The 21,514-nt window shown below is 34.2% G+C and carries 20 protein-coding genes; 6 read left to right on the forward strand and 14 right to left on the reverse strand.

Translation table 11 applies throughout. The annotated features are described in order from the left end of the window. Window positions 1-97 precede the first annotated feature (97 nt). The gene (locus tag BFG57_RS09710) at window positions 98-1,234 is read right to left on the reverse strand and encodes a conserved virulence factor C family protein (RefSeq protein ID WP_069717280.1); all 1,137 of its coding nucleotides are present in this window, start codon (window positions 1,232-1,234) and stop codon (window positions 98-100) included. A gap of 219 nt (window positions 1,235-1,453) precedes the next feature. Here BFG57_RS09710 and metA point away from each other — a divergent pair, with 219 nt between their 5' ends. Further along, window positions 1,454-2,362 (forward strand): homoserine O-acetyltransferase MetA, encoded by a 909-nt coding sequence (metA, locus tag BFG57_RS09715; protein ID WP_069717281.1) that lies wholly within the window; start codon window positions 1,454-1,456, stop codon window positions 2,360-2,362. Window positions 2,363-2,628: 266 nt separating this feature from the next. Continuing rightward, window positions 2,629-2,781, forward strand: coding sequence for an aspartyl-phosphate phosphatase Spo0E family protein (locus BFG57_RS18380; protein WP_245676732.1), 153 nt, complete (start codon window positions 2,629-2,631; stop codon window positions 2,779-2,781). 139 nt (window positions 2,782-2,920) lie between these two features. Here the strand turns inward: BFG57_RS18380 and BFG57_RS18920 are convergent, their stop codons facing one another. The 6 genes from BFG57_RS18920 to BFG57_RS09740 all read right to left on the reverse strand — a co-directional run bounded on the left by BFG57_RS18920 (window position 2,921) and on the right by BFG57_RS09740 (window position 10,442). Further along, window positions 2,921-3,079 carry a hypothetical protein gene (locus BFG57_RS18920; RefSeq protein ID WP_175428316.1) on the reverse strand — a complete coding sequence of 53 codons (159 nt, stop codon included), beginning with the start codon at window positions 3,077-3,079 and terminating at the stop codon, window positions 2,921-2,923. 218 nt (window positions 3,080-3,297) lie between these two features. Continuing rightward, the gene (gene rraA, locus BFG57_RS09720; RefSeq protein WP_069717282.1) at window positions 3,298-3,810 is read right to left on the reverse strand and encodes a ribonuclease E activity regulator RraA; all 513 of its coding nucleotides are present in this window, start codon (window positions 3,808-3,810) and stop codon (window positions 3,298-3,300) included. A gap of 160 nt (window positions 3,811-3,970) precedes the next feature. Then, complete coding sequence (gene amt / locus BFG57_RS09725; protein WP_175428317.1) at window positions 3,971-6,274, reverse strand: ammonium transporter; 2,304 nt, start codon at window positions 6,272-6,274, stop codon at window positions 3,971-3,973. A gap of 359 nt (window positions 6,275-6,633) precedes the next feature. Continuing rightward, complete coding sequence (locus tag BFG57_RS09730) at window positions 6,634-7,116, reverse strand: DUF4825 domain-containing protein (protein WP_069717284.1); 483 nt, start codon at window positions 7,114-7,116, stop codon at window positions 6,634-6,636. A 289-nt stretch (window positions 7,117-7,405) separates the two neighbouring features. Beyond that, a complete protein-coding gene (locus BFG57_RS09735; protein WP_217627924.1) occupies window positions 7,406-8,590 on the reverse strand; it encodes a DUF5692 family protein in 1,185 nt (394 codons plus the stop codon). 418 nt (window positions 8,591-9,008) lie between these two features. Beyond that, window positions 9,009-10,442, reverse strand: a complete 1,434-nt coding sequence (locus tag BFG57_RS09740) for an NAD(P)/FAD-dependent oxidoreductase (RefSeq protein ID WP_069717285.1) — start codon at window positions 10,440-10,442, stop codon at window positions 9,009-9,011. 341 nt (window positions 10,443-10,783) lie between these two features. Between BFG57_RS09740 and BFG57_RS09745 the strand changes: the two genes are divergently transcribed. Continuing rightward, window positions 10,784-11,179 carry a hypothetical protein gene (locus BFG57_RS09745; protein ID WP_069717286.1) on the forward strand — a complete coding sequence of 132 codons (396 nt, stop codon included), beginning with the start codon at window positions 10,784-10,786 and terminating at the stop codon, window positions 11,177-11,179. Between the two features lie 84 nt (window positions 11,180-11,263). Here the strand turns inward: BFG57_RS09745 and BFG57_RS09750 are convergent, their stop codons facing one another. Together BFG57_RS09750 and BFG57_RS09755 are read right to left on the reverse strand one after the other, a co-directional pair. Next, window positions 11,264-12,745 (reverse strand): phospholipase D family protein, encoded by a 1,482-nt coding sequence (locus BFG57_RS09750; protein ID WP_069717287.1) that lies wholly within the window; start codon window positions 12,743-12,745, stop codon window positions 11,264-11,266. A 193-nt stretch (window positions 12,746-12,938) separates the two neighbouring features. Next, window positions 12,939-13,523 (reverse strand): hypothetical protein, encoded by a 585-nt coding sequence (locus BFG57_RS09755; RefSeq protein ID WP_069717288.1) that lies wholly within the window; start codon window positions 13,521-13,523, stop codon window positions 12,939-12,941. Between the two features lie 543 nt (window positions 13,524-14,066). Between BFG57_RS09755 and BFG57_RS09760 the strand changes: the two genes are divergently transcribed. After that, complete coding sequence (locus BFG57_RS09760) at window positions 14,067-14,315, forward strand: DUF2564 family protein (RefSeq protein ID WP_069717289.1); 249 nt, start codon at window positions 14,067-14,069, stop codon at window positions 14,313-14,315. An 87-nt stretch (window positions 14,316-14,402) separates the two neighbouring features. Here the strand turns inward: BFG57_RS09760 and BFG57_RS09765 are convergent, their stop codons facing one another. Beyond that, window positions 14,403-14,579 (reverse strand): zinc-finger domain-containing protein, encoded by a 177-nt coding sequence (locus BFG57_RS09765; protein WP_069717290.1) that lies wholly within the window; start codon window positions 14,577-14,579, stop codon window positions 14,403-14,405. Window positions 14,580-14,610: 31 nt separating this feature from the next. Next, on the reverse strand, window positions 14,611-15,267 hold the full coding sequence (locus tag BFG57_RS09770) for a reverse transcriptase-like protein (protein ID WP_069717291.1): 657 nt from the start codon (window positions 15,265-15,267) through the stop codon (window positions 14,611-14,613). Between the two features lie 516 nt (window positions 15,268-15,783). Between BFG57_RS09770 and BFG57_RS09775 the strand changes: the two genes are divergently transcribed. Then, window positions 15,784-16,170 (forward strand): reverse transcriptase-like protein, encoded by a 387-nt coding sequence (locus BFG57_RS09775; protein ID WP_069717292.1) that lies wholly within the window; start codon window positions 15,784-15,786, stop codon window positions 16,168-16,170. A 34-nt stretch (window positions 16,171-16,204) separates the two neighbouring features. Then, complete coding sequence (locus BFG57_RS09780) at window positions 16,205-17,122, forward strand: DMT family transporter (RefSeq protein ID WP_069717293.1); 918 nt, start codon at window positions 16,205-16,207, stop codon at window positions 17,120-17,122. Between the two features lie 101 nt (window positions 17,123-17,223). On the opposite strand, the gene BFG57_RS18925 is transcribed toward BFG57_RS09780, so the two are convergent. The 3 genes from BFG57_RS18925 to BFG57_RS09790 all read right to left on the reverse strand — a co-directional run bounded on the left by BFG57_RS18925 (window position 17,224) and on the right by BFG57_RS09790 (window position 20,912). Then, entirely contained in the window at window positions 17,224-17,361 is a 138-nt protein-coding gene (locus tag BFG57_RS18925; RefSeq protein WP_175428318.1) for a hypothetical protein, read from the reverse strand. A 79-nt stretch (window positions 17,362-17,440) separates the two neighbouring features. Continuing rightward, on the reverse strand, window positions 17,441-17,881 hold the full coding sequence (locus BFG57_RS18385) for a hypothetical protein (protein ID WP_083249165.1): 441 nt from the start codon (window positions 17,879-17,881) through the stop codon (window positions 17,441-17,443). Between the two features lie 214 nt (window positions 17,882-18,095). Further along, a complete protein-coding gene (locus BFG57_RS09790; RefSeq protein ID WP_069717294.1) occupies window positions 18,096-20,912 on the reverse strand; it encodes an S-layer homology domain-containing protein in 2,817 nt (938 codons plus the stop codon). Window positions 20,913-21,514: the final 602 nt, after the last annotated feature.

Below are 21,514 nucleotides of genomic sequence, written 5' to 3' on the forward strand. Positions count from 1 at the left end.
ATTTATTGTAGCTATCTCCTTGTGCAGTAGTTCTAATCATAAAAAAATGCACCTCCGATTGTTGGTCTTGTATTTAACAATCGTGGTGCATTTTTATTTAACTAGGGTTCTTCGAAATCGATTCAGTCATTTGTTTCCATACAGAGCCTTTCGCTTCTACTCCACCTTCAATGCGCTCTATCGCCATTTGCACTTGTAATGCAACTTCAAATTCAAGATCACTTGTAGCTTTTTTTAGAGCTGGTATTGCTTGTTTATCACCAACTTCATATAAAAACATTGCTGCACGCCAACGGACAAGCTTATTTTTATCTTCAAGAGCTTTCATTGCCGCAGGGATGCCTCTTACATCTCCTAAATCTGAGAACCCATCTCCAGCAGTTCTTCGTACCATCGCTGATTTATCAGTTAACATCGCTTTTTCTAATAATGGCAACACATCAGCATCTTCAATCATACCTAAATATACAACAGCTAAACGACGAATTGACTGTTTCTCATCATCCAAGGCCTTTTCTAAAATTGGTAAATCTTCTTTTTTAGGGTTCATTTGCTCTAATGCTGCATAACGTTTTTTCCAATCTGCATGCTCCATCATCTCAAATGTTACTTGATAAGTCGTTTTATTCGATTCCACTGCTATTTTTTCTTTCGGAAGCAGAGCTAGACGAACAAGGTTTGATAAACGATCTATATCATAAGCCGCTTCTATTTCATCCGCTACCTCTTCACCAATCTCATTCATATCACCATAACGTATGCCATATTCTTTCCACTCACGTTCCATTACAATGTTATCAGCCTGCTTAGTTAACGTCATAATCGCTTCCATAAACCGTTCTGGAAGTCCTTGGCGAGTCTCTAGTTCTCCATCAGTTAGTTTAATCTGCATCGGAATGCCTGCAAAAATTTGAACAAATACTTTCACATCACCAAAACTTTCATTAAATGTTGCTTCATCACCCGATGTCTCAATCTCATCTCCAAATACTTTTCTGACACTTTTAAGAAGTTGTTTCCAGTCAAACTTAGGATGACGGTCCAATGCAACAAAATCCGATACATGATAAACGCTAGTAACACCTTCAATTCGTAAAAGCTCTTGAATAAAATGAGGTGCATTATCACTATGTTCTTTCTTATAATGATTACGTTCACCTGGACTTAGAATTGTATCTAAAATAATCTTCATTGTATTTGGACTTGGTGTTGGCTCAATTGATTTTATCTTCAATCGTTCATTCCTCCCCTTAATTTCCCTGTCTATATATTGTTTTCTCTAACTTTACGATAACAAAAAAGAAAACGAACTGCCAACGAAACAAATTGAAGAAACTTTTCAAATTATAAAAATAATCATTGAACAATAGTCGTAACCTTCCTATAATAAGAAGAATCACGCAAGCACTTAAGAATTTCACATATTAATAGAAAAGAAAAGGGAGTGTATTCATTGCCAATCAACATCCCCTCACACTTACCGGCAAAAGGAATCTTAGAGAAGGAAAATATCTTTGTCATGGAGGAAGAACGTGCATACCATCAAGACATTCGCCCATTAAATATCGTTATCTTAAATCTAATGCCACAAAAGGAAAAAGCAGAGACACAATTTTTACGATTATTAGGAAATTCACCACTGCAAGTGAACATTACTTTTCTACATCCTAAAACACACGTTTCAAAAAATACAAAACAAGAACATTTAAAAAATTTCTACCGAACGATTGATGAGGTGCAACAACGAAAGTATGATGGCATGATCATTACTGGTGCACCTATTGAACACCTTGACTTTGAAGAGGTAACTTATTGGAAAGAAATAGAAAAAATTATGGAATGGTCAAAATCAAACGTCACTTCCACCCTACATGTCTGTTGGGGTGCTATGGCTGGACTATACTATCATTATAACGTGCCAAAATACCCACTTACTGAAAAATGTTTTGGTGTTTTCCCTCATCACACATTCAATAAAAAAGTACCACTATTACGAGGTTTCGATGACTTATTTTATGTTCCTCATTCACGTTATACGATGACGAATAAAGAAGATATAGATGCTATAGATGAATTAGAGATTCTTTCGTTAAGCGATGAAGCTGGCGTATCCCTAGTGGCTTCTAAAGATCGAAAACATATTTTCGTTACAGGACACCCTGAGTATGATTCAATAACATTAAAAGAGGAATATGACAGAGATATTGAAAAAGGCATCAAAATTAAGCTTCCTTTAAACTATTATCCGAACAATGATCCTACTGCTCAACCGATGAACCTTTGGCGTTCTCACGCTAACTTATTATTTAACAACTGGTTAAATTATTGTGTTTATCAGAACACTCCTTTCATTTGGGAATAATCTTGATACGAGACACCACCATCTAATTATGACGGTGGTGTCTCACTTTTTTTGAATTTTAAGATATTCCATACCTCTCAATGGCATTTAAACTAATAATTGAATGAAATTGGACTAGTATTATTAGTAAAATAACATATTCCATAATTTTCATATGTAAAATTTACAAAAATCCCTTTACAGCAATAAAGCTTTATTGCATACTAATGCTATATCCATTCCATAATTAGACAATACACTTAGAATTTAAAAGGAGTTTACATGACATGTCGAGCATGTGTAAACAGTTACTTTTAGACATTGAGAAAAAACGTAAAGAAATGATGAAAGCAGCTAAAGAACGTGGGTTCTTATCGGAAATCACTATAAAACATAGCCAAGAATTGGACAACTTATTAAATAAATATCAACAAAAATAATATGCTGAAATTTAGATAAAAATAAAAAGACAGCTATTTGTGAACTGCACCTCAGTTGTTAGACACATAATCTAACAATTAGAGGTGCAGTTCATTTGTTAGCTGCCCTTTCATTTCAACGCAAATACTCACCCACGTTTTAGTAAATAACCCCTTTTAATTGTATATTCCATTCGATATAACGCTCTTTTGCAAGACGATTAACCTTTGTAAATGCTTCATACATTCCCCCTGCTTCAATACATTCTTCATGAAGCCCTAATAACTTATCAGTAATCACAAATACATATTTTCTCATGCTGTTTCACCCTCTTTATTATGTTCTTTATTTCACATATATTATTTGATTCAATAATTACTAAAACGGTTTCATTTCCTTTCACACTAACAACTAACCTTTTTCATAATTTAATTATAGCGCTTTCATTACTTAAAGAGTGTGACAATCTTGTGAATCATCTGCTCATCTGATGTTTTATTAATAAGAAAAAGCCCAGTTTAAAACCGGGCTCTTCTCTACGCATTTGTCATTTGTTCTTCTGAACTTTCTAATGCAAGTGGTTTATCAGAAATTACAATTCCATCCTCATCAGCATATACATAATCACCTTCGCTCCACATTACCCCTCCAAACTTAACTGGTACACCTACCTTACCTTCACCTTTTTTATTACTCTTCAACGGCATAGTCCCTAATGCAAATACACCTAAGTCTAACTGTTTAAGTTCACTTGAATCACGCACACAACCATTAATAATGATGCCAGCCACTCCACGTGAAACTGCAATTTCTCCAAGACGATCTCCAAGCAAAGCACACCTTCTTGAACCTCCACCGTTGACTACAATTACACTACCCTCTTTAGCTGATTCTAAGCTTTCTCTAACTAGCACATTGTCCTCAAAAACCTCAACTGTAGACACTTTCCCACTAAAAGACGCCTTGCCACCAAATGATTCAAACTGTAAGTGACATACACCAATTTCACTAGAAAATTCATCACACAAATCAGCAGTTTTTAAACTCAACTACAAGACCCCCTTTTGTTTGTAACACTATTTAACATAATTATCTAAAGAGTGCATTTAACCCTCTTTTTTCACAATTTTGTAAGAATTATGTGTTATGTTTTTCGTTTCTGTATACATCGACACTCAGGCATTGTTGTTATAGATAAGAAAGCTTCACTTATTTTGTTTTAAATTGATCAACAGACTTCTTTAAGGAATGACTTTGTGCTTGCATTTGTTGTATTTGTTGCGTCATTCCATTTACAATATCAAAGCTTTCACTCATTTGATCGTAGACAGTTTGAAATTTGTTATGCATAGATTCAAATGTTTCAAGCTGAAGTAATTTTCCTTTTTGCATCTTCGAAGTATCTTCATTTACCTTTTGTAAATTCTCCACAAACGAACACATACATGTATATATTCGACTAACCTGATTATCAATTTTAGAGAATGCATTCGGCATTAACTGAAATTTTAAATTTAATCGATCAAATGTTTCAGCAAAGAGGGTAAGTTCATTTTCTCCGTCTTTGATTGTATCTACCGTGTTCCCCAGTACTGTTCTAATATTATTAGTGGAGGATTTGGACTTATCTGCAAGTTGTTTAATTTCTTGAGCTACAACTACAAAACCTTTCCCATATTTACCTGCACGAGTCGCTTCGATTCCTGCATTAAGTGCAAGCACGTTAATTTTATCTGATAAATAAGTAATTGTATCTATCATACCCTGACTTTCCGTAGAGAACTTTGCAATATCAGAAATTTTATCATTGAATGAAACGAGACTTTTTACTGTCTCTCCATTTACATAAGAAATATCTGTGACGATACTCGAAAGATCATTTACTCTTTCTTTAATCGTTCTAATTTCATCAGCAACTTCCTCCATATAAGCAAATGCTCCTTGGATAGATGCAATCACTTGGTCTTCTAATTGTATTTCATTAACTAACCAGTTAGAAGTATTTTCTATGTGTTCATATGCTAGATGAACGTCATTCATTTGCGTATCTGTCTGTAGCTTAAGAACGTTCATATATTCAAGTATCTCAGATGAAGAATGATGAACATATGAGGAATTTTTCTTTACTTGATTAAAGAGGCTATTCAATGTACTTAACACTCGATTAAATGTTTGATTGATTTCTGCAGTATCTTCTCCATTAACTACTTTCATGCGTCGAGTTAAGTCACCCTTTATAGCTGCAATTTCATTCATTGCTGTAAGCGTTTCGAGCATGGCATTAGTTGCACCATGTTCTGATATATTTAACCCTATTATTTCATCTTCTTTTGAAGGGCGTAATGGTGTAAATAATGATATCCCTTTATATACAACCAACCCAATGACAAAAGCCCATGCAAATGCAACAACTGAACCGATTGTTTGCACAGTTAATTGAGTAAGGAATGAACCTGTAACTAGCTTGTCAGCTTCAACGAAAAACGTTAACCCAATCGTTCCCCATACCCCACATACACCGTGGACTGAAATCGCTCCAATAGCATCATCAACTTTCAATTTCTCCTCAATAAAACGAATACTAAATACAACAATCATTCCACCAATAACACCGATAACAGTTGCAGCGAGTGGTCCAAGTATATTCACACCTGCAGTTACTGAAACCAACCCTGATAATACGCCATTCAATAGATGTTCAACTCGTACTTTTCTACTTAAAAATAAACTAATAAACATGGCACCAATTCCACCACCAGCAGCTGCAAGGTGTGTGTTCAATGCTATTAATGCAATGCTCGTATTAGCTTGTGTCATCGAACCTGCATTAAAACCAAACCAACCCAACCAAATAATAAAAACACCAATTGCAGCTAGCACTGTGTTAGACGGAGAAAATGAAATACTTTTTCCTGATTCATCATATTTTCCAATACGTGGTCCAATAACCAAACAAGCCGCAAAAGCTGTCCAACCACCGATTGCATGAACAACCGTTGAACCAGCAAAATCCATGAACCCTAACCTTTCTAACCACCCAGTTTGATCACCCTTCCATAAACTCCCCCATGCCCAATGACCAAAAACAGGATAAATTATCGTTACAATAAAAAAGGTTCCAATTAAATAAATTGAAAACTTCACTCGTTCAGCAATAGCACCTGAAACAATCGTAGCAGCTGTACCAGCAAAAACAATCTGAAATAACATAAACGCATAGTCCCATGGATCTTGACCAAATGACATCAAGAAAAACGAATCCTGACCAAACCAACCTCCAACTGATTGCCCAAACATAATCCCGAATCCTATAAATGCGAATATAAGAGAGGACACTACTAGATCTGATACATTTTTCATAGCTACGTTTATTGAATTCTTCCCTCGAATCAAACCCGCTTCAAGTGCTGTAAAGCCAGCTTGCATGAAAAATACTAATATTGAAGCTATTAAGATCCATACGAAATCCAAATGGGTTTGTACTGTAACCATTACGTCACCTACCCTCTTCATATCTAACATATAATGTTAGATATTATTACACAAACTGAATTTTGTCTATTTTCAGATTATTTAGTTATATAGTCTCATCTCTCTTATGAAACGCTTACACTATCGTTTACTCTTATTCTCTACTTATTTCAACAATTCACTTTAGACTTACACCTTTTCCATTAGTATGACCCACTCATAATCGTAATTTTTCCCACTTAAAAATTTTACTAGCAGACAAATCCCCATTTAAAAGCAATCATTTTTATTTTGTAGAGTAAACTCAGATTAGAAATCGAATTCTAAAAAATAATCACACAAAAAAAGCTCAGAATCAGGTCTGAGCTTTTAATAGAAGCTTATCTTAATATATTTAGGTGTTAGTTTAAAAATTGTTTTGCTTTATTTTCATCCTCTAGGTATTTTTGAATGAATTGACTAAGTTCATTCTCATCTGAAAATTCCCTTAAATCTTTACCATACCAGTTTTGTAATTCTTGCCTTGTTACTGTATATTCTTGTTCTACGAAATTGAAAGTAACCCAATCTACATTTTTTACTAATGCAAATAGGAATGAGGCATTATACAATGCAATCTCTTCGTAGTTTTTATTTATCTCATCTGTTGTATCACTATTAATGTAATTAATAATAATCCCATACGGTTTTTCTGTCGTTTTAAGTTCCAATCCATTCGTATTTTCACCACTTGGATTAGGTAACCTTAATATTATATTTCCAACTGTACCACCACTACCTACATAAGTATCTTTGTATTGAAATATATCTTCATTCTCTACATTTGATTTACAACCATTTAATATAAGTAATACTAACAATGGGATAAAGAACAACTTTTTCATCCTCAAAATCTCTCCTTCTAATAAACTATTTACCATTTTTAAATTACCATAAAAAAGACAATACACCTTATAAAATATGCTTATTTATATAGTTCAACTACTCGTATCTCCTTCTACCAACTTAGGCCACGTACTAAATCGAAGTGATGCTCATTTAACATAGCAACCTATATCATAAGGTCTATTCAGAAAAATAAAAACGTAGGGATTGTTACAATATACCCTACGTTTTTATCATTAGTTATATTTTGTCATATCAGCTTAACTTTTACAATCAAGAATTAACTTTTTACACAAAAGCCATTTTACCTTGTTTTTTTGTAACTATAATTCGTTTCATATATATATATGCGTAAGCTGCATTTGCAATTAAACTAATTACTGCTACTGATAACATTAACGTATCGTTACGTGGAACGAGTAATTCTACAGACTCGGTAAACCGTGGGAATGTAAAATAATACATGAACCAAGCAGCTAATGTAAATGCTCGAGCTTGTAGCCAAGTCCCTTTTTTTATAAACATTGCTGGTAGTGTACATGATAGTAACACCATAAATTGCGCAGATGCTGAACCAGGGAAATTCAAATAAACAAATACCCAGTTCCAAATATCATAAGCTATAATCCAGAGAAGGGGCATTTTTGTCCATAACATATCAGACTCTTTACTATTATCAATATACATATCTTTAAAGCCATAAAACAAAGTAGCAATTGATAGTACACCTGCTATTCCGTTAAGAATATTAGGTAAATAACCCATTGTAAAATCCTGTGTTACCGCTTCAGCGATGTTCAGTGCTAAAAATAAGGCTGCTATTAGCTTTGCAGATGTTAAGCCTCCTAGCTTCGTATACCTCATCAATATAAACCAAGCACTAGCACCCACAACTGAATATACCTTAACCCATTTAAACCAATATGTAACACCGTAACTTGTCCATAACGGTAATAATGCTATCGGTAAAATAAAATAAAAAATAATACTTGCCCATTTTGATTTACGGAACAATTCATTTAAACCCATTAAAACGATTAAAATCATAACCCAGTGAAAGATAGATAATGGGCTATTATGTTCTTTGGCAACGCTTTCATAAAAACCATTCTTATATAATAGATCACCATCTTCATTTACCACAAGTGGAATTTTATCAAATTCAGTAATCGATGCATTACTTTCACTATTGATTGTTAAAATATTACCGTTAATCGTCCAAGTTTTTTCTTCCTCAAGATTATTCCCACCATATTGCTTTATAACTGTTACTCTATTCTCATCTTTGAAATCAAACCGATAGAAAAATGCTCCCTCTCCAGACTTCCCATCTACAATCATTTGCCACTTCCCTAGTTTGAAATCTGTGGTTAATTCATTTGCTGAAGCTACTGTTGAATATGTTAAATTAACAGATAAAACTAAGAGTATTACGAAAACTACAATTCTCTTCAATTGTTCTCTTCTATACATGATGTCGCCCTCCCTAAATTGTATTAGGACAATATATGATACCCTGTTCAGCAGTTAAACGAACAGTTATATCCAAAAGTATGATTTAAGGACTTACCGTAAAATGAACATTGAAAACTATGTTAGTATATGTATATTTTACTAGATTAATCATGCATGCAAACATTGCAAATTTGTATAATTAAAGAATTTGTTGTTGAGAATTTTAATCTATCATTTTCATCTATGATATCGTCAGCTTGAACTTCCAGTTAATCCGCCACGTATTTATTTCATTCAGTTATGTTCTTCCAAACATATTTTAAACTACATACAAAATCGAGTATAAAATCATTTCAATTTTATACTCGATTAACTATATTATTATTTTATTTTGGGAGTATTGTCTCAACTACATCATTAAAACATACATACAATTTTAGTTTAGATGTTTTAGTAAGTTTTGTGCAATCCAAACACCACATGCACTCGCTTGGGCTAGGCCGCGTGTTATACCAGCTCCATCTCCACCAACGTAAAGACCATTAATTTCAGATTCAAATGTTTCATCCAATTTAGGACGAGCTGAATAAAACTTTGCCTCAACACCATAAAACAACGTATGTTCACTTGCAAGACCAGGCGAAACATGATTTAATGCTTCTGTCATTTCGATCAGACTCTTCATTGTATTATATGGAAGAACAAGACCTAGATCCCCCGGAACTGCTTCCTTTAATGTCGGTTCAAGGAAACCTTCTTGAATACGTTGTTCTGTCGAACGACGTCCTTTTAAAATATCTCCATATTTTTGGACAATGAGCCCTCCATTAGACAAACGGTTTGCTAAAGATGATACTTCATGAGCATACTCATTTGGTTGGTCAAATGGATCAGAAAACTTATGTGACACAAGTAATGCGAAGTTCGTATTGTTACTTCCTAATTTCGGATCTTTATATGCATGACCATTTGCAAGCATCGTACCAGAATGATTTTCAACAACAACATGACCAGAAGGGTTACTACAGAACGTTCGTACTCTCGTTCCAACACTTGTATTGAAGATAAATTTCCCTTCGTACAAATGTTCATTGATTTCCTCCATCACTACGTCAGAAGTTTCAACACGCACCCCTACATCAACTTGATTATTCGTCATTTTAAGGCGACGACCTTTAATAATATTTGTAAGCCACTTCGAGCCATCACGCCCAGGTACAATGACCACTTTTTGCGCGTGTAACGTTTCTCCGTTTTTCAACTTTATCCCTTTAACAATATGCTTTCCGTTATTCTTTTCCGTTACAACATCTTCAACTTCTGTCTTATACCTCATCTCCACTTTATCTTTCAAATATTCGTAGATGCTTTTTAAGATTTCTAAGTTTTGCTCAGTCCCTAAGTGACGTACTTGCGCACGCAACAACTTCAACCCAACCGCATAACCTCTTTTTTCTATCTCTTTGACTCTAGGTGTTAATGGATCTGTAATTGACTCCGTTGCACCGTGCTGCAAATTAATCTGATCAACATATTTTATAAGCTCAACTACTTGTGAATCTGGTAAATAATCTGTCATCCAACCACCAAATTCACTAGTAATATTAAATTTTCCATCTGAATAAGCACCAGCACCACCAAAACCATTTGTAATTGAACAAGCTGGCAAACAGCCTGCAAACTCTTTCCTACCTGCTGCTGGTGGACACTTTGAAATTTTCTTTTCTAATATCGGGCAACGTCGACTATAGATGTCATGACCTTTATCGATTAATAATACCTTTGCATCTGGTTTTTTAACAGTCATTTCGTAGCACGCAAAAATCCCAGCTGGACCTGCACCGACTACTATTACATCATAGTTGCTCATTCTAATTCCCCCGTGTCAATTTATTAATTAAATTTATATGATTATTTTTGTATTAATTCAAACACCATGGATTAATATATCAAACTCTCATATATACGTCAACGTTAAAAACGAACATTTTTTATTTAATCACAAAAAATGTTCGTAAAAACCTAAAATATCATTATCAGTTCATGAGTTTTATTAAAAATATACGTAGAACTATTTCTACCGAACAACTATACATAAAATGGTATACCACTGTTAATCATTTTGATAGTATTAATAAAGTAAAAACAGATGATATAAAGTAGTAAGAGACCGTGTTAGTACGATTAATTACTTACTTGGAGGGGGAAAGAATGAGAGTAACCATTTCTTTAATTATTTTTTTATCATTTTCTCTTTTTGTCTCAGGTTGTGAAGACAATTACATAAAACCGAATAGTGCTCAGAACACAACTTGGTTAATGAAACTAGCAATTGAAAATAACGATTATGAGGAATTTAACAGTTTGTTTTCTGATAATAGAAAAGACACGATTTCAAAAGGAAAATTCAATGAACTTCAAGATATAATAACTGCTCGTTCGTTACACAGCAATTATGAATTAATCACTTTTGATAATGACAAAATGCTGTTAGTTCGACTGACACCGCTCATGGAAGATAATAAGGTTAAGGTTGAAGATGTACTCGTGGTACCCCAACATATTCAAAGATTCTTCAATAAAGAGGACTTTCATGGTAAACAGTAAAATTATTATTAAAATAAGAAGACCCCCTTTTAATTAAAGGAGGTCTTCTTTTATCTACAATTCAATCAGAACATGTTTTTTCTATTAAAACGTCGAAATTCCTGACCACTCTTGGAAACGATATAACATGTACTTAAACTTAGAATGGTCCTGATATTGCTCATAGTCTACTGTATATGTTCCAGAATCATTATTCCAGATTCGTTCAAAATAATTATCAAGCTCAGTTTCTAACGGATGTGTCTTCGGAATCGTAATCTTAAAATCTGTTTCTAGATTATAATCTCGTATATTTCGTCTTGTGAAATTAGCTGAACCAGCAAAAGCTGTTGCTTGATCACCCGATTGCACGAACATCATCTTCGTGTGAAACTGTTCTCCATTCGTATTATACCAACGAATATTGATCTTGCCATCACTTTTCTTCGTTAATTCATACGCAACTTGTCGATTCGGTATCCCGTTTTTCTGACGACCGAATGCATCTTTATTCGGATCAAGAACGACGTTTACCGTTACTCCTCGATTAGCTGAGTTTATTAACTCCTTAATAAGTGTTCGCTCAGATAAATAAAAGACACCTATGTTGATAATATCATCTGCCTCAGTAGCTTTTATCACATCAAGCATTTCTTGACGAATCTTACCTTCCGTGAGTAATTGTACTTTCAATCCGTCATTTTCATTCACATTGTTCGGAATTTGTATATTCGGAACATCTTCCCCTGAAAAACGAATAATTGCCATTTCTGATTCTAATAGATCTTGTAAAATACTACCTTTCACTATGAAAGCTATATTAGAATGATACCCACTAGCATCATGTGGGTTTGCCGATGTAATAAGACCTTGTTTCTCGGTTACGAGTACTTTACGATGGTTCGCTTTAAAGTTTAACAAATTTAAATATGACCTTACAGTTACCTCAGGTGAATCTGGACTAAATGGATTCGTTAACCATCCATCATCTGATGTTCCCCACCATTGCAGATACGAACGCCAAAATCCTGAGTACAGAGGATTTGAGTCCCTTAACTTTTTCAAATCTGTATATACGACATCAATTCCATTCGCTTCTAAATCACTAATAAACTTCGAATCATACGAACTATAAAATGTATTAATTGGATCGGTTATAACGATAATCTTCACATTTGGTGCACTCTTTTTCTTTGAAATAAGTGTGTTTGTTAACTGTTCAGAAATATTAGGGAACTGTACCTGATTCGTTTTTGATTCCGCACTTTCTACCTGTATTGCCATTCGCTCATAATCATCATTAAATAAAAACATATCAACTACGATAAACTGTTCAGCTTCTTCAATTGTTTCAAAAACTCTCTCAAATATTTGCTGTTCTCTTATTTGTTTACCGTCTTGCATATAGGTTAAGTCATAGAGGAAATCAATATCAGCAACAACATGTTCTTTGCCTAAGTAACTAATTCCTTCTGGCAGAGGTTTTGCCATGCCATATATACCCGTTAACAACGCAAAAACAACAATGAATAGAGTAACAAATTTTAATATTTTTAATTTTCTGTTTATTTTCTTTAATACAGACATCTAATGATTCCTCCCTTCTTACACACCATTTGATCACGCATTACTTTCTGCAAAAATTTCATTTCCATTTCCGTTTAAAATTCTAATTACTAATTGAATAATAGTAGCTTATGGTTCCAATTAATGATTTATTGCTCCTCAGTTCATCAATTAAGTAAAAATTTAAAAAACCAACACACGTTACATGTGCTGGTTATTGCAATGGCATATTTTTTTCAACAACTAGAGTATGCTTCTGTGCTTGTAACTCTTTTTGCGCAACGTCAATGATTTCTTGAATTTTCTCAAATGAGTACTCATCGTCAGGAAGTTCTTTATCAAAAGCTTGATAATACAAAATTGACGCATAACGCATTTGTCGTTCTGTTGCAGTTGGATTAGTTATCTTTTTTTTTTCGATTTCCATTGTTAACTTATTAATTACATATTTCGCTTCTGCCTTACAACAGTAATCAACATCTTCAATAACTAATTCTTTCACAAGTTCATCTATTTTGTCCATCTGTTCTTTTGTAGGAGCAGTAGATAATACCTTCTCAATTAATTCATTAATTTTATCTGTTAGCTCCTTATGAAAGGAAGGAGTTATGCGCATTTCTTCATTAACTTTATTAAACCACGATGCATGTTCTTCAGAGTACTTACGCCAGTATTGAATAAACTCACTCGTTGAATAAGCAGTTTCATCCCACTCAATCTGATTCATATATTGCTCGAAACTTGTTGTAATTGAGCGCGCAATACTAATTTTAATTCCTTGTGGTAGACTTTCAAACATTGAATCTAAACCCCCAATTTCATTCTTACATTCAGTTTATACTTTATTGTTTATTTGTGTATTTGCTACTAAATAATTTAGACTATCGTATTTTTCATGATAAGTTAATGTTGGTCATTTTTTTAGCATGAAAGCGTGCACTATCGTTACATTGAATTTTAACATTACTTTATCAGTAAATTTATAATTTTTCACTTGACAATAGCTAATATGATTTAAGTATAACAACGTTATCATACACTAAGTGAGCTTTCTTTGCAAAAAATCACAAAAAAAATGTCGCATAACATAAATAAACCCCTAGTATAACTCATTAGTATGTGCATCACTTTTCAATATAAAGTGAAACTTCTATCTGTAGGTGACCTTCATCCCTTACTAAAAAATTGTTGAACCAGCCAGACGATTACTGACACTTGTCTTCGTAAATTATGAAGGAATCATTGCTTCAGCTTATACTTGATAAAAACATCTCGATTAGCTGAATCAGTTAAGTATAGCCCTTCTTAACTTGTGAAACATTAATTACAGGAGGTGTTAATGATGGATAAGCAATTTGGATTTAATCAACAGGAACAAGTTGAAATGTCGGTAAAAGCAGCTCAGAAAATGGTTGGTGCAGCAACAATGAACATGGAACCAGATGCGTTAGATGCTGCACAGGAAGCACTTAATAACGCAAAGCAACAACTACAGTCTATACAAACTGATCCTTCATCCGAAGCATTCATTGCGCAACAGCAAATTTTCATCAATCGTTGTCAAGAGCAATTGAGTGAAGCTCTTCATTAAACCTAATACAACTGTACTACAGAAGATAGCAAACACCACTTTACGTTATTATTTTAAAAAGCATGAGACAATTGTCACATGCTTTTTTTATGAGAGTTTCTTTCCATACGATTGAATTTTTTCACCGACTGTACATTCTTTAATACAAAAGGAAAGAGCCTGTTTTTTCCCATGTTCTTTAATATGATGTGCTTTTAAAAAACAATCTGTACAATAGGTATCAATTAGTTCAGTTACTTCTATGATGATTTTTTTTCGTTGCATTCGTTTCGTCCCACCCTATTTTTATACTGATTTAGATGATAGTCATTTCACTTTCGATTTCAATTCCTTTTAACGATTGATGTGCAAGTTGATCCGCTTCATCATTTAATTTCCGTTCAACTAACTCATATGTTGGCTTTAATTTCATTGCCTGAAGCTTCTCTTCGATTCGATCAATCCAACGGTTATGTTCCTTATCAAATACTGCCCATTCACCTTGTAGCTGTTGAATAACTACTTGTGAATCTCCACGAATTATAACAGGAAGATGATGAACACCCATCAATTCTAACTCTGTTAACGCCAAATGAAGTGCAGCATATTCAGCTTCATTATTAGATGTAATTTGTTCTAAAATTCCATTTTTCCGAATTCTTCGGCGTATACTTCCCTGTGTATAATAAATGACAACTCCGCCACCAGCTTGAGAGGTTGTCAGGTCATAACTTCCATCAAAATACACTTCTAAGTCATGAGGTTCTTTATCAAGCTCCATTATATACCGTTCTAACTTCTTGACCGACCATTCATCATTATGTTCGTCTATAAGCTTCAGCCACTTAACTCTACCCGTGCGTTCAATGTCTTTCGCCGCCTTAATCGCTTCATGTACATCTAATTCATCTGAACGTAACATTAAGCTGTTTGATTTTGGTACTTTATATAACCATTCAATTGAAACTTTCATTTTTCGCACCTCCTTTTTATTTTGTTCAAACGCACATTAAATATTTGTATCTTTGTCCATCTATTGAACCATTGTTTGTTATTCCATACAGTACTTCTAAAGAAAATAAGTTACACTTAGCTATTTACTAATATTGTAACACTAAAAGAGACCTCTGTTATTTACAAAGCAGTTCGAAGATAAATTCTTATTAACCTTAGTTTTATTATGAACAGTATGAACAGATGCACTATATCGTATTATTGCCACACTCTGTCACATCATGTATAGTACATTTTTTTAGACATAGGCTTCTTTGGAAAAATACATGAGGTCTAAAAAAAGCAATTCATTTTAAATAATTTAAAAACTGTAATCATGTCATTTTATGTTCTGCTCTTCATAAGTCTATATGATTAACGAGAGAACCAGCACAAGCTAGTTGATGATTACCATTATCTATTTTATTCCTATTGCACTTTCATCTTTAATTGTATGCTAAAATACAAATTATCTGACGAAAAAGGAGTGTCCACCTTGCTTGAAGTTTATATCGATGGCGCTAGTGCAGGTGATCCAGGACCATCTGGAGCTGGCATTTTTATAAAAAGTGAAACGACTCACGAACAACATTCAATTCCTCTAGGCATGATGTCTAATCATGAGGCAGAATATTGGGCACTTATTCACGCCTTAAACATCTGCATTAAAAAAAATGATCCTATTATTTCAATCCGAACAGATTCAAAATTAATTGAACAAGCAATGGAAAAACGGTTTACAAAGAACCAACGTTTTTTACCACTACTTGAACATGCATTACAACTCTCAGACCAATTTGAATTATTTTTTATTAAGTGGATACCTAGTAAATCAAATCGTGCCGCAGATGAACTTGCAAAACAAGCAATTCGAAAAACGTAATACTATATCGATAGTTTTGTATGAGGAGAAAATGATGAAAAGAATACTCTTTGCTGACTTTAGCTTACTACTCGTTGCCCTCATTTGGGGTGCAGCATTTGTCATTGTCCAAAATGCAGTTGAACTTTTAGATCCATTCACCTTTAATGCGATTCGATTTTTATTTGCTACACTTTTTTTATTCGGTTGGATTGTTATTGTATCTCGTCACTTATTACAGCAAATCACAAAAAAATTACTTCTGTCTGGATTCATTATGGGCACTTGGTTATGTGTTGCTTTCGCACTCCAAACATTCGCACTTATTTATACAACTTCATCTAAAACAGGCTTCCTCACAGGTTTAAATGTCGTTCTAGTCCCTATTTTCGCATACTTTTTCCTACGACAATATCCAAAACCTAGTGCGCTATTCGGAACAATTCTAGCACTAATCGGCCTTTATTTGTTAACATTCGGAGATTCAACTGAACTAAATCGAGGGGATTTACTTGCGTTTCTTTGCGCGATTGCCTTTGCTATGCACATAATCGTCACGAGTAAATTTACTCATCTATACCCAAGCCTTCTACTTACAACAACCCAACTTGCAGTCGTTACATTATGGAGTATAATCTGTGCAATATTATTTGAACCGTGGTACGCAATCTTCAGATCAGAGATTTACTATAATGAAGCACTTTGGTATTCATTATTCATAACGGCAATATTCGCTACAGCAATTGCCTTTCTTGTCCAAACCTATGCTCAAAGGTTAACTTCACCTGCACATGTTGCATTAATCATTACGATGGAACCTGTTTTCGCTGCTATAACTGGGTACTTATGGGCAGGAGATCGCCTCACTACTACTGCATTACTTGGTTGTTTCCTCATTTTTAGTGGCATGTTATTCGCCGAACTTCCTTTAGCCTTCTTATCTAAGCTAAAATGGAAAAAAACACATGCCTAAAGTAAGCCATTTTTTGTATTAAAGCTAATCGTCAACTGTATCTCAATAATTTTAAAAGCGACAAACACACTCAAAACGTGTCTGTCGCTTCTTTCAACTAATTATTCACTTTTATTATTTTGCATTTTTTCTAGCTCAATTTCTGCATATGAATCTGAAGCTCCATTCTTCCTGAACTCCATCTTCTTTGCATTGTTATTACGTTGAGCATTTGCATTTCCTTTTTTTTGACGACCCATTACATTTTCCCTCCTTTAGCTAAAAGTAAGTTGAATACAACTAGCTTCTAACAAAGGATAACGGATTATACTGTAGAATTTACAATGTAATATTCGCTACGTTTTCGCTTCCACGAACGCCTTGAACGTTAACAGTTTTATCTGCATACTTTTCTTTCATTTTATTTGCATATGTTTCAGCTAATTTCTTTGCTTCCTCATTTGAAATGCCTTCTTCAAAAATAATCGTACCATATGCTATACCTTCTTTTGTATAAATCTTACCTTCTACAATCCCAGCTTCATTCTTCATTTGTTCCGTAAGATCTGCATCTTCAGTTGTTGCTGGAGCTTCTTGTTCAACCGTATCTGTATTATTTTCAGTTTCTGCTTCTGTCTCTGCTTCGTTTGCTGGAGTTTGTTCAGTTTCTTGAGCTTGCTCTTCTTTTGTTTGGTTTTCCTTTGTTTCGTACTCTTCATCTTGTTGCGCACAACCTGTTACTAATAGTGCTGCAAACATTAATACTAACCATCGTTTCATTCTTTCGTCCTCCTTTACTCGTTTATAAGATTCGTCAAATAACGTTATTTATGTCCGTTAATTTATATTTTCAGTTATTACAGTACAATATTTTCACTTATTGATTACAATTTAATTGGATATTAGTTTATAAAAGTTATTTGTAACAAAATAAAAAAAGAAGCCCTGTCTAATTGACAGAGCTTCTCGCGCCTAAAAAATTACGCAGTGTTGCTTATTTTTCAACTTCTAGCTTTAATTTATCTGTTTTGTTACCTTGCTTATCAGCAATTGCAGCTAATTGTTCAATATCGTCACCAATTTCAACAGTTTCATCATCAGCTACTGTAATTGTAACTACATTTCCAGCTACTGTGATTTCTTTAATATCAACATTACCACCGTTGATTTCAAATGTGCCATTAGTTACATATTGTACATCTTCATCAAAAGTAATTTCTACTTTTTTGTTCGTTGCATCTACTTTTACTTCTTGAACTTCATTGTCGTCTTCTACTACAGAAGGCGCGATGTCATCAGTAATATCCTTTGATGCATCAGCTTTAATTGTTGTACCAAACACACTGTTAGTAGAAGGATTTTCAGCTGTAACCTCTAGTTTCAAACCTGTAGTATCTGCAGGAATTTCATCTGAAAGTTCAAAGATTACTTCATCGCTATCAATTTCTTCTACGCTTGAAATTGTCGCGATTACTTCGTCATCTGCATTTAATACTGCAAAATCACTAGCTTTTATTTCATCTACATAAGTTTCGAACTGAACTTCAAGTTCATCTTTCGCTGTTGCAACTACGTCTTGAATATCAAAGTTTGTAGTTTTAGCATCCTTAATCAATGCTTCTGAACCTACAGCAGTGTAATTCCCTGCTGTATCAGCAGCACGTGCAACAGATAAGAAACCATATCCGTCAATATTTTTACCCTCAATTGTAATTTCAACTGCTTCGTTATTTTCAATCGCATCAATATCTACATCTACATCTTTCTCATCTGCGATATCTTCAAGATTCATACGATTTACTACTTTTCCATCTTGGTCTTTTGATACTAAATCATAAGTTGCAAGATCAAGGATAGAATATTTTCCATCTACATCCATCTCTTCGCTATAACGAACGATTAATGTGTGCTCATCGCCTGCTGCATTACTATTAACTAATACTTCTGCTACTGATGGATCTTCCTCATCATCAATTGTGAATTCTTCAGAATGATTCTCAATTGCATTACCTTCAGTATCTTCTACACCATCAATAACTAACGTATACGTACCGTTATCAAGGTCGTCAGAGAATTTCAACGTTACTTCTGCACCTTGGCTTTTAGCTACGCGAATAGCATCTTCAATTTCATCGCCATCTGCGTCCAGGATTGTATAGTTATCTTCATCTTCAGCAGAATCTTCATCTACAGTTTCAGAGAAAGTTACAACTACTTCATTTTCAGTTGCTTCAATTTCATCAACTTCTGGTGCTTCTTCATCACGTGTAACTTCTACAGCTGTACGGATTTTATCTTCTACTTTATTATCCCATAGGTCAACGATAACATCTTTCTCGATGTATACGTACGCCGTACCGTCAGGCATTTCATTATCATCGAAGTATAATGTTAATTCATTACCTTCTACTTCGAATTTGTTAACCATATTTTTTGTATTTGTGTGGTAGAAATCTTCATTTTTCGCACCATCAAGTTCGATATCTTCGTTAAATACTAATGTTACTTTGTTTGGTTCAGCATCTTTGAAGTCAACAACTTCAGGAGCTTCAGTATCAACAACTACTTCAATAGTTTTTGTTGTTGGTACTAAATCGAAACCTGCGAAGTCTTCAAGACCACTATTAATGTCTAACTCAAGTTCGCCTTCAGTGAATGAACCGTTCACTTTTACGTTTGCTTCTGTACCATTTTTCAATACTTCAATTTCTTTTACAGAGTAAGTTTTCTTACCCATTTTGATTTCGAAGCTGTCTTCATACTTCTCATCAGCAAGTTTGTCTTCTCCAACTTCTCCAAAGTCCATTGGCTCACTGAATTTTACTTTCACAGTGTTTTTACCTACAACTGCAACATCTGTTAATTCTGGGATTTCGTTATCGATGAATTTCAAATCAAATTCAGCTTTTTCACCAGTTACATTTGCATCAACTGTTAAAGTTGCATCAGAGTTATTTTTAGCAGCTTCTTCTAATGTAAGAATTGCTTTGTTTCCTTCGATGTCGATATCTTTGATGTCTAACTCATCACCATCAGCATCTTCAAGCTCATAGTTATCGATGTCATTAACTTCATCTTCATCAAAGTTTTCTTGGTTGAAAGTTACTTCAACTTGAATTAAGTTTGCTGCTTCTACACCTTCAATTGCTAATTCTTCAGGTGCTGCTGGTTCTTCATTATCATCAGCTTTTTCTGTTTTATATACGAATGCTGCTACTTGAGCACGAGTTACGTTTGCAAGTGGAGCGTATTCACCTTCTGCAACACCTTCAACGATTCCTGCACCAAATAATGCTGCAATATGTTCTTCAGCCCATGTTGCACCTTTAAGGTCATTGAATGGAAGTTCTACTTCACCTTCAGCTTCAATGCCGTATGCAACTGCAATCATTTTTGCCATTTGTGCACGAGTTAAAGTTTCGTCAGGACGGAAAGTACCATCTTCGAATCCTTCAATTACGTTTGTAGCTGTTAATGCTGCTACGTAGTTATAGAACCAGTCGCCTTCCTCAACATCAGGGAAGTCAATTGCTTCTACATTTTCAGTGTCAAGACCTAATGTTACTGCAAGGATTTTTGCTGCTTGCGCACGAGTTACATCTTCACTTGGACGGAAGCTTCCATCTTCAAATCCATCAATAACACCTTTGTCAGTTAAGTAGTTAATAGAATCATAGAACCAGTCACTTGTTTCTACATCCGTGAAAGCTGCTTCTGCATTAGCAACAACTGGTGCAACTGCTGATGCTACAACTGCAGTTGAGATTGATGCTGCCATGAATTTACGTAATGATTTTGGTTGGTAAGCCATGAAAAAAATTCCTCCTAATAATTTAAATATAATTTCTCAGTGAAAACAACCCATTATTTATCTTTTTTATGTTATAATGTAAAGTTGTTTATCACAATAACTCACATTTCTAGTAAAACACGCAAACTAGCATTCATTCAAGTGAAAAAGATTTCCAAATCTAACGTAAAATCCTTCTGCAAAATAGAATGTTGTTTACGTTTGCTCCCTCATAAATTCTCTCACTGCTCGTCTAACACTCTAGTAGTCGAGCTTCCTAATAAAAGAATTATTGAAAGTGTGTTTCATTGTTCCTCATGAACAATATCTACTATAACGCTCTTACGAAACACAGTAAACACGCAATGATTTCCACTCTTGATAGCTTTTTCTTAGAGAAACATTTCGTAACACTCTTAGTAATCGTTTCATTCATTCCTATATGTACACAACGAGATTTTTCGATACAAATAGGGTGAAGTGAACAAGCTTATCGTTTTAATTTCTATATAAAAAAGGACGTTACTACTAAGAGTAACGTCCTCAGGCTGTCGAGAAAGTCTCGACAGCCTTTTTTAGTGGAAATGATTTCATCATTTTATCTATCTGTTATGATTAAGGAT

This window comes from Bacillus solimangrovi (genome assembly GCF_001742425.1).
In the GTDB taxonomy this organism is placed as follows: Bacteria; Bacillota; Bacilli; order Bacillales; family Bacillaceae_N; genus Bacillus_AV; species Bacillus_AV solimangrovi.